We start from the raw sequence: 14133 nt of genomic DNA on the forward strand, positions 1-14133 counted from the left end.
AAGGTCATGCGAACAAATCAGCACCGATACACAACTGATTTGGTATTATTGGGCGGTTCAGCCAATGCCCATCCGATTGCAGAATGGTTGTTAAAAAGCTGGAACGCACATATTTATACCGATGAATAACGATATCTCCCGACTCAACTTTGATGTATAAACCTTCCATCAAAGAACTTTGGTCAGTTTGTTTCAGGGAACGCTCAACATCAAGTCCAAGTTCTTGACAAATTTGCTGGAAACGTTGCAAATGTGCAGCAGTTTGATAATGCGATTCACCCAGCAACTCGATAAGTTGCTTGTAAGATTGGAGTTCACCAGCAAACAATATGGGTACTGAAACTAGAGGTAGCCCAGCAAGTAACTGCTGACGGCTTTTAGTGGACAAAAAAACTTGCTTTTCTAAATCCAGCACATCGTATTCTAGAAAGTAGTGCGGTAAAGCATCGTAAAAAACCGTGTGCTTGGCATACAGCCATTCTCCAAAGAGAATAAAACGACTTCCCAAAACTTCCCAAAATGCTGCTGCGTGAGTGTGTGCCCACTGTTTAAATAAGTTAAAGTGCTTTTCTCGCGCCCCACCAGTTAAGTAGTGTCCCCGGCTTTGCAGTCGGATTTGTCCATCAGATGTAAAGCTAATAGCTGCGTTTGCACCATCAACTTTTTCTTCAACTACTACATACTGGTTTTTAATCGCACTAAAAGGAATGCTATTGAGGTCTTCATCCCCAGCTTGCAAGCGCGAACCCTCAATGTGATGGGTACGCGGATATTTATAAATTTGTTCCATGAGTTTTCTGCGTTGGTTACTGCAATCAAATAATTTCTTGGCAAATTTTCACGAACAAGTAAGTCTCCTAGAGTCCGTTATCTAAGGATTTTTACCATTCGCCATTGAAGTAAGTTTGATTGATACCAGGGACTACATAAGCCTTTACCGCAGATTTCCAAGAGTAGTATTCTTATAATACATATATTTCACAGTTTGAGGTAGCGTTTTCGCAAACAAGCAATGTTTTACATTAACTATTTGTTATCTGCTTCATCTTCAAGCAGGATGGTGTTCAGAAGATTCAATTCGCTGGATGCCATAAAATAGCGATCGCTAAAAACTGTTGATTTCTAATGAAATTTTAGGGATTTAATCCAGCTTGTTGAAAGATTGCGTGAGGGGTAATTTCCAATTCTGGTAGCAAATCATCAGTAATTACTTGATGAGATCGATAAGTAATCGGCAAGGAAGATGGCGCAAATACAGTTACGGTTTTAGCTTTTGTATCAACCACCCAAACACGAGAAACCCCAGCATTCAGATAATCAGTCGCTTTCTCGGCGATTTCACCAAAAGTTTGACCAGGTGAAATGATTTCGATGACTAATTCAGGTGCGACAGGACAAGCTTCGTCTAATAGCCAATCAGCAGGAAGACGGTTATAAGAAATATAGGTCAGATCGGCTACAGGCATCCAATCTTGTTGATTTCGTGTTAGTTTAATTGCCCATTCAATCACAACTCGACCTTTTGCTTGTGCCCATGCAGACAATAGTATAAATAAAGCACCAGTAGTCGAGCCATGAAAAAATTTTGGCGACATTTCATTATCTTTATATTTGGGTACAGCTTCACCGTTAACAAACTCGTATGTAATATCTCCTTCGGGAAGTGCGAGAAATTCTTCTAGGGTTAGGCGTTGATTAGAAGACTGAACCATAGATGTTATGTGGGTAAAAGATGCTTACTTTTAGTTTAGGCGATCGCAAATATGAGAGACTAAAGCTACTTATTCCTTATTTCCAGCATTTTCGACAGTACTGACTCTGAGGGATGTAAGCATATAAATTACACGAGTCAATATTATTCCTCATAGTCTTGAAGTGAAGCAAGGCTTATGCAAAACTTGAGATCCTTCGCTTCTAGCCTAATTTTAAGGAATTGATCAATGGCGCGTTTAGCCCTGCTGAGTGTATCTAACAAAACTGGTATAATTGACCTAGCCCGTAGCTTGGTTGAAGAATTTGACTTTGATTTAATCAGCAGTGGGGGAACAGCCCAAGCACTCAAAGATGCGGGACTCCCTGTCACCAAAGTTGCAGATTACACAGGTTCACCAGAAATTTTAGGTGGTCGAGTCAAAACCCTACATCCCCGAATTCACGGCGGAATTTTGGCGCGGCGAGATTTTCCCGAAGATATTACAGATTTAGAAAATAACCAAATTCGCCCGATTGATTTAGTGGTGGTGAATTTATATCCTTTCGAGGAAACGATCGCTAAACCAGGGGTAACATTAGCTGAAGCCGTTGAACAAATTGATATTGGTGGGCCTGCTATGCTACGGGCATCATCGAAAAACTTCGCTCATTTGGCTGTATTATCCGATCCAGCACAGTATGACGAGTATTTGCAGGAATTGCGGCAAAATAACGGCGTAGCATCCCTAGAGTTTCGGCAAAAGGCCGCTTTAAAAGGATTTTCGCACACTGCTAGTTACGATCACGCGATCGCATCTTACCTCGCAGAAGCAGAGCAGTACACCCTTAGCGGTACACAATTGCAATCTCTGCGTTACGGTGAAAATCCACATCAACCCGCCGTCTGGTATCAAACTGGTACTACTCCAACAGGATGGGCAGCCGCGACGAAACTGCAAGGTAAAGAACTTAGTTACAATAACTTAGTTGATTTGGAAGCCGCACGCCGAATCATTGCTGAATTCACTGATACCCCAGCCGCAACGATTATCAAACATACCAATCCCTGTGGTACGGCATTGGGAAGAACTATTTCTGAAGCGTACCAAAAAGCTTTTAACGCTGATTCTACTTCTGCCTTTGGTGGTATTGTCGCGCTCAACCGCCCGATTGATGCGGCTACAGCTAGCGAGTTAACTAAAACATTTTTAGAATGCGTGGTTGCACCAAGTTGTGATGCGGAAGCGCAAGGAATCCTGGCTAAGAAATCTAACGTGCGGGTTTTGACTCTAGCTGATTTGAGCAGTGGCCCTAAAGATACAGTGAAAGCGATCGCAGGTGGTTTCCTTGTCCAAACTAGCGATGACGTTATTGCTGACACCAGTCAATGGCAAGTTGTAACTGAACGTCAACCCACACCCGACGAATTAGCCGAATTGCTGTTTGCGTGGAAAGTTTGCAAACACGTGAAATCCAATGCCATTGTTGTGACAAGCGATCGCACTACACTAGGAGTAGGTGCTGGTCAAATGAACCGTGTCGGCTCAGTTAAAATAGCTCTAGAAGAAGCTGGAGAAAAAGCCAAAGGTGCAACTCTCGCCAGCGATGGATTCTTCCCTTTTGATGATTCTGTGAAAACAGCCGCAGCCGCAGGAATTACAGCCATTGTTCAACCAGGCGGAAGTCTGCGCGATAAAGATTCAATCAAAGCTGCTAACGAACTGGGTTTGCTGATGGTTTTAACTGGTATACGTCACTTTTTACACTAAATCATTGACCGTAAGGTGTGCAGTTTTGAAAGTGTCACATAATTTACTTGCCCTTTGATAGAAGCGGTGATATCGTAGAGTCGTGTGTGAGGAGCAAGTTAAAAATAAAAAGCGTTTGGGGTGGAAACACGGCAACACTCCCAGGCGCTTTTTAATTTGTCAGCAATTAGATTGCTTGTGGGATTTTGAAAATGTCACTCAATATACTTGCCATTTAATAGAAGTAGTGATAATATCTATTTGTGTGTGAGGAGCAAGTTAAGAATAAAAGATGTCTGGGGTGGAAACACGGCAACACTCCCAGGCATTTTTTAATTTGCATACTACGATCGCTAACCCAAGGGTATTGTTTTAGTCGTAGGAATGCCAGCCGAGAGCTAGAGTTAATAGTGGGAAATCTTTTGTAAAAACTCTCTGACTTCTGTTGGTTTGCGGAGAATAATAACTTCCTGGTTTGGTGTTACTTGACTAAGTTTTTCTAAAATTCCAGGACGACGAATAATTGGGTATGACCAGATATATTTGAGAAATTCCCAATTCAATCTTTCAGGGCAATCTGATGCCATATCAGGTCTAGATTGTCCTGCATACATAAAGCGACGTTTAATCACTCGCGATAAACATAAAATTCTGGGAAAATCCAAAAAAATTACCGTATCTGCAACTGACAAACGAAGGTCGAGAGTACCGCCATAGTTACCATCCATAATCCAAGATTCTCGTAGGGTTAGGTCTTGGATTATGCTCTGCCATTCAGTTTTTGGAGTCTCAACCCAACCAGGATTCCAGTACCAAGCATCCAAGTGAATCACTTCTAAACCTAAGATGGTTCCCAGTTCACGGGCTAGGGTAGATTTACCAGCACCTCCAGAACCAATGATTAAGATTTTCTTCACCTTAGATGTGCATCTCCCTTTTCAAGCTCAAAAGGTAAGCATTGCTCACCCAAATAACCGTCTTCAGAGCAACTCAATACGCCGCTACAATAGTACCACTACAAGGATTATGCCCAAATTATTGATATTATGACCACTGCTACGACTGTAAAAACTGAGTATGAAGCGATTATTGGTTTAGAAACCCATTGTCAGCTGAGTACCAACACCAAGATTTTCTCTAATAGCTCTACGGCATTCGGTGCTGAACCCAATACTAACATTGACCCGATTTGTATGGGTTTACCTGGGGTCTTACCTGTACTCAATGAGAAAGTATTAGAATACGCTGTCAAGGCTGGTTTGGCACTAAATTGTCAAATCGCTAAATATAGTAAATTTGACCGCAAACAGTATTTTTATCCAGATTTACCGAAAAATTACCAAATTTCTCAATACGATCTACCGATCGCAGAACATGGTTGGTTAGAAATTGAGTTGGTAGATGCTGAGGGGAATCCGATTCGCAAACGCATTGGTATTACGCGTCTGCACATGGAAGAAGATGCTGGAAAATTGGTACACGCAGGTAGTGATCGCCTTTCTGGTTCTTCCTATTCTCTGGTAGACTACAATCGCGCAGGTATCCCATTAGTAGAAATTGTTTCAGAACCCGATCTGCGTTCTGGAGTCGAAGCTGCTGAATATGCCGAAGAATTGCGTCGGATTGTCCGGTATCTCGGCGTGAGTGACGGCAACATGGAACAAGGATCTCTGCGCTGCGATGTCAACATTTCCGTGCGTCCGGTGGGACGAGAGGAATTTGGCACCAAGGTAGAAATTAAAAACATGAACTCCTTCAGCGCCATCCAACGGGCGATTGACTACGAAATTGAACGCCAAATCGCCGCCATTGAAGCAGGCGATCGCATTATCCAAGAAACTCGGTTGTGGCAAGAAGGCGCTCAATGCACAAGTAGTATGCGGGTGAAAGAAGGTTCCAGCGATTACCGCTACTTCCCCGAACCAGATTTAGCACCAATTGAGGTGTCAAATGCACAATTAGAGCAATGGCGTAGCGAACTACCAGAATTACCAGCCCAAAAACGCCATCATTATGAAAATGAGTTGGGGCTTTCCCCTTACGATGCGCGAGTGTTAACAGAAGATCGTTCAATCGCCGAATATTTTGAAACTGCGATCGCATCTGGAGCAAATCCCAAAGCTGCTGCCAACTGGATTACTCAAGATATTGCAGCCCACCTCAATAAGCAAAAACTCACTATTAGTCAAATCGGACTGACTCCCACCAATTTAGCAGATATCATCACTCGCATTGAAACAGGCAAAATTAGCAATGCTCAAGCTAAACAAAAGTTGCCAGATTTGCTGAGTGGTATTTCTCCTGAAAAAGCCTTTGCAGGTCTTGAGTTAATCACCGATCCTAGTGTACTGGAACCCATTATTGATGAAGTCATAGCCGCCAACTCCAAAGAACTAGAAAAGTATCGTAACGGTAACACTAACCTCAAAGGCTTCTTTGTCGGACAAGTTCTCAAAAAGACAGACAAACGTGCCGATCCTAAGCTGACTAACGAATTGGTCGAGAAAAAACTGAACGCCTAGCGAACTGTCAAGCTAACTTTGCTGAGTGAGGAAGCAAAAGGTGCAGAGGGGCAGGGGAGCAGGGGAGCAAGGGAGAAGTTTCAGTAAGTTTTTCCCCTCTGCCCCTCTGCTCCTCTGCCTCTTCTGCCAATACCCAATGCCCAATTTCCCAAACTAAGTATTTTCCCGGTCTTGCTTCACACAATCTTCATATAAAAGCTGGTGACAACCCTCATACGTAAAATGATATGCTGTGGTAAGTAGATGCACCCTGATGATCTGGAGAGCTGCCTAAGTAGCTCTCTTTTTTATTTTATTTTTGTGGTATTTACGGATAAACCTCAAAAATTTTTAGAAGTAATCTTAATAAATAAGTATTAACCCTTAAAAAGCAAATCAGAGAGATTAGTAAGTAGATGTATCCTGACGATCTAGAGAGTGACCAAGTGGCTCTCCTTTTTTGTTTTGGTTTTTCGTCATAAGAAAGGTAAAAACAATTATGCCAATCGCCAACTGGTGCATTATTATTGCCATCAGCAAATAAAAAGGACTGGGGAATGGGGAAGTAAGGAAAAACTAATAACTCTTAACTCCTGTACAGACGCGATTAATCGCGTCTCTCCTAACTCAGCATTTTTGTAAAACACAAATTGACCTATCCAAACCGATAGTTGTAAGGAAAAATAATGGCAGATTGGCAAGAAATCACAGGTGGCATCACAGCACCAAGGGGGTATCAGGCGGCGGGAATTACCGCAGGATTGAAACCTTCGGGGTTGCCAGATTTAGCTTTGATCTTCTCAGAAGTAGAAGCGATCGCAGCGGGTGTATTCACCACCAGCCAAGTCAAAGCTGCCTGCGTAGACTATTGTCGGCAACGCTTGCAAGCTAAACAAAGCGCTCGTGCCATCCTCTGCAACGCTGGGCAGGCAAACGCCGCTACGGGAAACCAAGGCTGGTTTGATGCCCTAGAATCTGCTCTGGCAATAGCCCAAGCCCTGAACATCTCATCTGAATCTGTGTTATTGGCTTCCACTGGCGTGATTGGTCAAAGAATTAAGATGGATGCTTTGCGAAGCGGGATTCCCAAGGTAGTAGCAGCACTATCAGAAACAGGCTCAGATGCCGCTGCTGGGGCGATTATCACTACAGACTTGGTAACAAAATCTATTGCTTTAGAGACAACTATAGGCGATCGCCCAGTAAGAATTGGCGGCATTGCCAAGGGTTCCGGTATGATTCACCCCAACATGGCAACCATGTTGGCATTTGTGACTTGTGATGCTGTGGTTTCGCCTCACCTTTGGCAACAGATGTTAGCAAGGGCAGCTGATAGAAGCTTTAATTCCATCACTGTGGATGGTGATACCAGCACCAACGACAGCTTAATCGCCTTAGCAAACGGTCAATCTCGCACCCCAGCAATTATAGAATGGGGCGCAGAAGCAGAGAAATTAGAGGCGATGTTAATAGCAGTTTGTCAGCATTTAGCCAAAGCGATCGCTCGTGATGGTGAAGGTGCAACCTGTCTCATTGAAGTGGAAGTGACTGGCGCTCATGACGAACTCTCAGCCCGACAAATAGCCAAAACCATCGCCGGTTCATCCTTAGTTAAATCTGCAATCTTTGGACGCGATCCAAATTGGGGACGCATCGCCGCCGCCGCCGGACGTGCAGGTGTGCCCTTTGAGCAAGAAAACCTGCAAATTAAGCTAGGAAATTTCTTAATGTTAGAAAATGGACAACCCTTAACTTTTGACCGTGCAGCAGCGAGTGCTTATTTGAAAAAAGCAGCAACGGGTGCTTATCTGCAACAGGATACGGTGTTAATCTCCGTTAACGTTGGCAATGGTTATGGTGTGGGTAAAGCCTGGGGTTGTGATTTGAGTTATGACTACGTGAAGATTAACGCCGAATACACTACCTGAACTACTCCCAATTATTTGCCTTGTAGAGACGCGATTCATCGCGTCTTTAGCCAAAGATGTATTGCAATCATTAATTGAATTGGTATCAGAATAGTCTGACAGTTTCTCATGCTGTGGCTGGACGGGGGAAAATGCCTAAGAAGCATATAGAACTTAGAAGAAAGAGGTACTTCAAGCTCAGTTCACAAATCGCTCAGTTGGATAATGCACAATTGGGTTCTCTATTTGGCAATAGTGAGTCGAATGAGTCGAGTACGGGTTGGGGAATGAATCACACCATCGTCCTTGGGGAATCCAAGGTCTTTGTGAAACGTGTTCCGGTTACAAACATCGAATATGACAACCTGTTCTCCACCAGAAACCTCTATAACCTGCCGACTTACTGTAATTACGGCTTCGGCTCCACTGGTTTTGGGGTCTTCCGGGAACTTGTTACCCATATCAAGACAACCAACTGGGTATTGTCGGGGGCAATTGCCACTTTCCCACTAATGTACCATTATCGGATTATTCCTTTCTCTGGGCGGCGGGCGGATGTCGATATGGAACGTCTAAAAGATTATGTGGAGTACTGGGGCAATAGTACCAACGCCGGCAATTATATGTTAGATAGAGCGATCGCTAACTATGAGTTGGTTCTGTTTCTAGAGTACATACCACATATTCTGGAAACATGGCTGCAAGAAAACCCCAACAAACTTCAGAAACCCCTGGATGACTTACGCACGACGATTACCTTTTTGAGAACGAAGGGAATCATCCACTTTGACGCACATTTTCGCAATATCCTCACCGACGGTAAGCGGACATATTTGACCGATTTTGGTTTGGTACTTGATAAGAGTTTTATGTTGACGAAAGATGAAGAATCTTTTTTTAAGCAGAACAGATTTTATGACTACGGAGAAGTTCTGCGGAATCTTGGTCATCTGATTCGATCGCCGTATGATTTGTGTTCGGAGAAAGATAAACGCCGAATTATGGAAAAATATGGCATAAAAGAAGGCTTAAAACCTTATGAACTGCGCTCTCTATTACTCGACAACATTGAGCAGATACATACTGATGGAATCATGAAGTTAGATAAGTTTTATGTCACCAGCATCGTCAAGTACCGCAGCATCATTGCGCTGATGCAAGACTTCTTTTCTGATATGTGGGAAAACAACAACAAGGACACTAAACTTCGTCACGCAGAACTACGGCTACTGCTTAAAGAGACGGGGTTTATTCGTGGTGTTGGAAACGGCAGATAGTTGCGATCGCTAGATAAGAAATACTCTATTTAGGGTGTTTGCTTAGGTCTTCAACTTTCCCAGCCTTACCATCTCACTCTCATCGCAGTGCGCTCCTAAATTATAGAGATAACATAATAGTTGTGATAAACAAAAACTTATAGATAACAAATTACTACTAAAATTAAGTTACAAAAGAAGTGAAGATAGTCAATCATAAAGTAAACATAATAGTCTTCATAAATAAGGGTTTATATATTAAAAATTATTCCTATAGTTAAGCATAATAGATAAATTTTTCCTTATACATCCAATCTAATATTTGTTTAATAATCTCCACTCCAAGTTAACAATTTCGGCTTCAAAGGCTGTAAACTGATTTCAACAAGGTGAATGACACCTCTGCATCACACTATAAAAGCAGAGCCAATAATTTAACCGAGTTCTTATATAGGTAGCTATTTCATTGATGAAATGGCTGCGATCGCTTGGTCAAATATAGCTTGATTAATCATTAATAATGCAAGAAACACAAGGTTTTTTGCCTAAATTGTCATAGCTATAAAAAATAACATTCACGTTTTCAGGAGATATTTATGACAGAATTTTTTAATCAAATTTCTCGCCGCAAATTCATCTTCACAGCCGGAGCATCTACGGGTGCTATATTCCTCAAAGGCTGTTTGGGTAATCCTCCTGAAAATCTCACTGGTGGAAGCACTCAAGTACAGCCAACTGCTCAATCTGTTGCTAATATTAGTCCCGAACAAACACCAGAAACTACTACAGTTAAGCTGGGATATATTCCCATTGTAGAAGCGGCTCCTTTAATTATTGCTAAGGAAAAAGGATTTTTTGCCAAGTATGGCATGAGTAATGTTGACCTTTCCAAACAAGCTTCTTGGGGTGCAGCTAGAGACAACGTAGAAATTGGTTCTTCCGGTGGTGGAATAGATGGCGGTCAATGGCAGATGCCTATGCCACATTTAATTTCAGAAGGTTTAATTACCAAGGGGAATCAAAAAATTCCCATGTATGTATTATGTCAGTTAATTACACATGGAAATGGAATTGCGATCGCAAATAAGCACCAAGGCAAAGGTATTAGTTTACAACTCGCCAGCGCTAAGTCTTTATTTAAGGAATTAAAATCTTCAACCCCCTTCACTGCTGCATTCACCTTTCCCCACGTCAACCAAGATTTATGGATTCGCTACTGGTTAGCAGCAGGTGGCTTAGACCCGGATGCAGATGTCAAATTGCTCACAGTACCAGCCGCGCAAACTGTGGCCAACATGAAAACCGGAACAATGGATGCCTTTAGTACAGGCGACCCCTGGCCTTATCGTCTCGTGCAAGACAAAATCGGCTACGTAGCAGCATTAACCGCAGAAATTTGGAAAAATCATCCTGAAGAATATCTCGCCATCAGAGGCGATTGGGTTGATAAAAATCCCAAGGCTACCAAAGCAATTTTAAAAGGAATTATGGAAGCCCAACAGTGGTTAGATAATTTTGACAACCGCAAAGAAGCGGCTGAAATTCTGGCTGGACGAAATTATTTCAATCTTTCTTCACCAGAAATTCTAGCCGATCCATACCAAGGTAAATATGACATGGGTGATGGTCGCAAAATTGATGATAAATCAATGGCTGCTTACTACTGGAAAGATGAAAAAGGTAATGTCTCTTATCCATATAAGAGCCATGATTTATGGTTCATCACTGAAAATGTTCGTTGGGGATTCTTGCCAAAAGATTACCTAGACAATAATGCTGCTAAAGCGAAGGAACTTATCAACAAAGTCAATCGCGAAGATATTTGGAAAGAAGCTGCAAAAGAAGCTGGCATCGCCGTTGCTGACATTCCCACAAATACATCTCGTGGGGTAGAAGAGTTTTTTGATGGCATCAAATTTGACCCCGAAAAGCCAGAAGAATATTTGAAGAGTCTCAAAATCAAAAAAGTCAGTATTTAGAGGCACGATTAAACTCTTGTAGAGACGCGATTCATCGCGTCTAAAACAAATAACAAATAAAATTTCAGGAGAATACAGCATCATGACAATAGCTCAAAAACGCCCTGCAAGCCCTAGATTTAGTAATAGCTTTATATCCAGTCTGAAAAAGCAATTTCCTGACCTAATACCACCAACGATCGCGATCTCAATCTTCCTCGTTCTCTGGCAACTCTTCGCTTGGATTCCCGGAGCCACATTACCAGGCCCAATACAAGTTATCCAAGACACTTGGGTTCTGATTTTCTGGCCATTTTATGACCGAGGCGGCATTGATAAAGGTTTATTTTGGCAGATTCTCGCTAGTTTGCAACGAGTTGCCATCAGTTATACCCTAGCTGCGATCGTTGGTATTGCCTTGGGCATTTTAATTGGGGTGAATAAAACCATGTCCAAAGCTTTAGACCCCATCTTCCAATTACTGCGGACAGTACCACCTCTAGCTTGGGTTCCAATTTCTTTAGCAGCTTTACGACAAAACGAACCCGCCGCCTTATTCGTAATTTTCATTACCGCCATTTGGCCCATCTTAATTAACACTGCTGTCGGCGTTACCCAAATTCCTCAAGATTACAACAACGTCGCCAAAGTTCTGCAACTTAGCCGCAAAGAATACTTCATTAATATTTTGATTCCTGCGGCATTACCCTACATTTTTACCGGGTTGAGAATTGCGATCGGTTTAGCTTGGTTAGCAATTATCGCCGCCGAAATCGTCATGTCCGGTATTGTCGGCATTGGCTTCTTTATCTGGGACGCTTATCAAAATAACAACGTCAGCGAAGTTATTTTAGCTCTAGTTTATATCGGCATTGTTGGGTTGGTGCTAGATAAAGCGATGGGTTGGCTACAAAACAAAATTTTACCAGCAGAGCAGAAATAGTTATTCGTCATTAGTCATTGGTCATTAGTCATTTGTAATAAAGCTAAGGACTAATGACCACGTACTAAGGACAAGTGACGAAAGACAAATGACAAAGGACAAATGACAAAGGACAAATGAGATGTTCGTAGCTGTCGATCAAATTGAAAAAGTTTTTGAATTAACTGGTGGTGGCAAATATATCGCCCTCAAAGGAATCGACCTCCAAATTAAAAAAGGAGAATTCATTTCTTTGATTGGTCACTCCGGTTGCGGTAAATCCACACTATTAAATATGATTGCGGGTTTGGATTTGCCAACTGAAGGTATTGTGACTCTCGAAGGACAAAGAATCACCAAACCCGGCCCAGACAGGATGGTGGTGTTCCAAAATTATTCGCTATTACCTTGGCGGACGGTAAGAGAAAATATTGCCCTCGCCGTGGACTCGGTAATGAAGGGTTTACCCGCAGATGAACGCAATGCCATTATCGAAAAACATATAAATATGGTGGGTTTGCGTCCCCATGCTGACAAACAACCGGGAATGTTATCAGGTGGACAAAAGCAGCGAGTTGCGATCGCCCGCGCCTTAGCAATTCGTCCCAAATTACTCTTGCTAGATGAACCCTTTGGTGCATTGGATGCACTCACACGCGGCAATTTGCAAGAACAACTCATGCAAATTTGCGAAGAAAATCAAGTAACTGCGGTGATGGTGACACATGATGTCGATGAAGCCGTGCTGTTATCTGACAGAATCGTGATGCTGACCAACGGCCCCGAATCTAAAATCGGCGACATTTTAGAAGTGGATATTCCCAGACCCCGTAAGCGGATGGAAGTAGTAGAACATCCCAGCTACTACAGTTTGCGGAGTGAGATGATTTACTTCCTCAATCAGCAAAAACGGATTAAGAAAATTCGGGCGCGGAAAACTGCCGACGTTGCCCGTCATGGATTAGAAAAAGTTAACCTAGAAATTGGCTTTTTACCTCTGACAGCTTGCGCCCCCTTAGCAGTTGCTAAAGAAAAAGGCTTTTTTGTCAAGCATGGTTTAGATGAAGTTAACCTCGTGCGGGAAAGTAGCTGGCGGGGTATAGAAGATGGCATCAGTGGTGGTTATTTGGATGCGGCTCAAATGCCTTCAGGGATGCCGATGTGGCTAACTTTGGGAGGACATAATAACCAACCTCTGCCCGTTGTCACCGCCCTCACCATGACTCGCAACGGTAACGCCATCACCTTGGCAAAACACTTTTATGACCAAGGTGTACAAACCTTATCAGATTTCAAAAGATATCTGCTTCGCACCCGCGAACAACGGCACACAATGGGGGTAGTACACGCCGCATCGATGCACAACTTGCTGCTGCGTTATTGGCTAGCAGCTGGTGGAATCGACCCTGATAGCGATGTGGACATGAAAACCATTCCCCCAGCGCAGATGGTAGCCGACTTAAAAGCCGGAAGCATTGATGGGTACTGCGTCGGCGAACCTTGGAACTACCGCGCTGCTGTGGAAAATGTCGGTTTTACCATCGCTACCGACTTAGAAGTTTGGCTGGGACACCCCGGTAAAGTTCTTGGTGTGCGGGAAGATTGGGCAGAAAATTATCCAAATACGCATATTGCTTTGACCAAAGCTTTGTTAGAAGCTTGCCAATATTGTGCAAATCCCGAAAATACCCAAGAAATTCGGCAAATTTTAGCAGGGCGAGAGTACGTCAGCACTGATTTAGAATACATTCAACTCGAAGATCCAGATAATCTCACCTGTGACTTAGACCATCCGTTGCAAGACTATGCCCATCACCAGTTTTATTCTGAGTCTGCCATTAACCGCCCCAGCCGCACCGAACAAATTTGGATTATGAGTCAATTGGCGCGTTGGGGTGACACTCCCTTCCCCAGAAATTGGGTAGAAGTTGTGGAACGGGTGTGTAGAGTGCGGGTTTTCAGCACCGCCGCACGAGAATTAGGTTTAGATATTAGCTATATTCGCCAACCGATCCAACTGTTCGATGGTACTCCCTTTAACGCCGACGATCCGATCGCTTATCTCAACAGCTTGAAAATTAAACGTGATTTTTCTGTCGCGGAAGTTGTTCTTGATGCACCAAGAAGGAGACTTGCTTCATAAAAAAAT

At 42.9% G+C, this 14133-nt stretch carries 10 protein-coding genes; 7 read left to right on the top strand and 3 right to left on the bottom strand.

Features of this window, described 5'->3' with window-relative positions; translation table 11 throughout:
* Window positions 1–4 precede the first annotated feature (4 nt).
* Both V7K61_RS13235 and V7K61_RS13240 read right to left on the bottom strand, forming a co-directional pair.
* Window positions 5–790 carry an RNA ligase family protein gene (locus V7K61_RS13235; RefSeq protein WP_335053731.1) on the bottom strand — a complete coding sequence of 262 codons (786 nt, stop codon included), beginning with the start codon at window positions 788–790 and terminating at the stop codon, window positions 5–7.
* Window positions 791–1133: 343 nt separating this feature from the next.
* Window positions 1134–1712, bottom strand: coding sequence for a Uma2 family endonuclease (locus tag V7K61_RS13240; RefSeq protein ID WP_335053732.1), 579 nt, complete (start codon window positions 1710–1712; stop codon window positions 1134–1136).
* A 228-nt stretch (window positions 1713–1940) separates the two neighbouring features.
* Between V7K61_RS13240 and purH the strand changes: the two genes are divergently transcribed.
* The gene (purH, locus tag V7K61_RS13245) at window positions 1941–3461 is read left to right on the top strand and encodes a bifunctional phosphoribosylaminoimidazolecarboxamide formyltransferase/IMP cyclohydrolase (protein WP_335053733.1); all 1521 of its coding nucleotides are present in this window, start codon (window positions 1941–1943) and stop codon (window positions 3459–3461) included.
* A gap of 383 nt (window positions 3462–3844) precedes the next feature.
* Here purH and V7K61_RS13250 read toward each other — a convergent pair whose 3' ends face one another.
* Window positions 3845–4357 carry a DNA topology modulation protein gene (locus V7K61_RS13250; protein WP_335053734.1) on the bottom strand — a complete coding sequence of 171 codons (513 nt, stop codon included), beginning with the start codon at window positions 4355–4357 and terminating at the stop codon, window positions 3845–3847.
* Window positions 4358–4486: 129 nt separating this feature from the next.
* Between V7K61_RS13250 and gatB the strand changes: the two genes are divergently transcribed.
* The 6 genes from gatB to V7K61_RS13280 all read left to right on the top strand — a co-directional run bounded on the left by gatB (window position 4487) and on the right by V7K61_RS13280 (window position 14127).
* Window positions 4487–5962 (top strand): Asp-tRNA(Asn)/Glu-tRNA(Gln) amidotransferase subunit GatB, encoded by a 1476-nt coding sequence (gene gatB / locus V7K61_RS13255; protein WP_335053735.1) that lies wholly within the window; start codon window positions 4487–4489, stop codon window positions 5960–5962.
* A gap of 665 nt (window positions 5963–6627) precedes the next feature.
* Window positions 6628–7869, top strand: coding sequence for a bifunctional ornithine acetyltransferase/N-acetylglutamate synthase (argJ, locus tag V7K61_RS13260; protein WP_335053736.1), 1242 nt, complete (start codon window positions 6628–6630; stop codon window positions 7867–7869).
* Between the two features lie 131 nt (window positions 7870–8000).
* On the top strand, window positions 8001–9125 hold the full coding sequence (locus V7K61_RS13265; protein WP_335053737.1) for a hypothetical protein: 1125 nt from the start codon (window positions 8001–8003) through the stop codon (window positions 9123–9125).
* 575 nt (window positions 9126–9700) lie between these two features.
* Window positions 9701–11083 carry a CmpA/NrtA family ABC transporter substrate-binding protein gene (locus V7K61_RS13270; protein WP_335053738.1) on the top strand — a complete coding sequence of 461 codons (1383 nt, stop codon included), beginning with the start codon at window positions 9701–9703 and terminating at the stop codon, window positions 11081–11083.
* Between the two features lie 82 nt (window positions 11084–11165).
* Window positions 11166–12005 (top strand): nitrate ABC transporter permease, encoded by an 840-nt coding sequence (gene ntrB / locus V7K61_RS13275; protein ID WP_335053739.1) that lies wholly within the window; start codon window positions 11166–11168, stop codon window positions 12003–12005.
* Window positions 12006–12126: 121 nt separating this feature from the next.
* Window positions 12127–14127, top strand: a complete 2001-nt coding sequence (locus tag V7K61_RS13280) for an ABC transporter ATP-binding/substrate-binding protein (protein ID WP_335053740.1) — start codon at window positions 12127–12129, stop codon at window positions 14125–14127.
* The last annotated feature ends 6 nt before the right edge of the window (window positions 14128–14133 follow it).

The sequence above is a fragment of the Nostoc sp. genome (genome assembly GCF_036918015.1).
Classification (GTDB): Bacteria; Cyanobacteriota; Cyanobacteriia; order Cyanobacteriales; family Nostocaceae; genus Nostoc.

What these genes read in the sequence shown, in the direction of transcription:
- V7K61_RS13235 (WP_335053731.1), bottom strand. Translation starts at nt 790, where the DNA reads ATGGAACAAATTTATAAATATCCGCGTACCCATCACATTGAGGGTTCG.
- V7K61_RS13240 (WP_335053732.1), bottom strand. Translation starts at nt 1,712, where the DNA reads ATGGTTCAGTCTTCTAATCAACGCCTAACCCTAGAAGAATTTCTCGCA.
- purH (WP_335053733.1), top strand. Translation starts at nt 1,941, where the DNA reads ATGGCGCGTTTAGCCCTGCTGAGTGTATCTAACAAAACTGGTATAATT.
- gatB (WP_335053735.1), top strand. Translation starts at nt 4,487, where the DNA reads ATGACCACTGCTACGACTGTAAAAACTGAGTATGAAGCGATTATTGGT.
- argJ (WP_335053736.1), top strand. Translation starts at nt 6,628, where the DNA reads ATGGCAGATTGGCAAGAAATCACAGGTGGCATCACAGCACCAAGGGGG.
- V7K61_RS13265 (WP_335053737.1), top strand. Translation starts at nt 8,001, where the DNA reads ATGCCTAAGAAGCATATAGAACTTAGAAGAAAGAGGTACTTCAAGCTC.
- V7K61_RS13270 (WP_335053738.1), top strand. Translation starts at nt 9,701, where the DNA reads ATGACAGAATTTTTTAATCAAATTTCTCGCCGCAAATTCATCTTCACA.
- ntrB (WP_335053739.1), top strand. Translation starts at nt 11,166, where the DNA reads ATGACAATAGCTCAAAAACGCCCTGCAAGCCCTAGATTTAGTAATAGC.
- V7K61_RS13280 (WP_335053740.1), top strand. Translation starts at nt 12,127, where the DNA reads ATGTTCGTAGCTGTCGATCAAATTGAAAAAGTTTTTGAATTAACTGGT.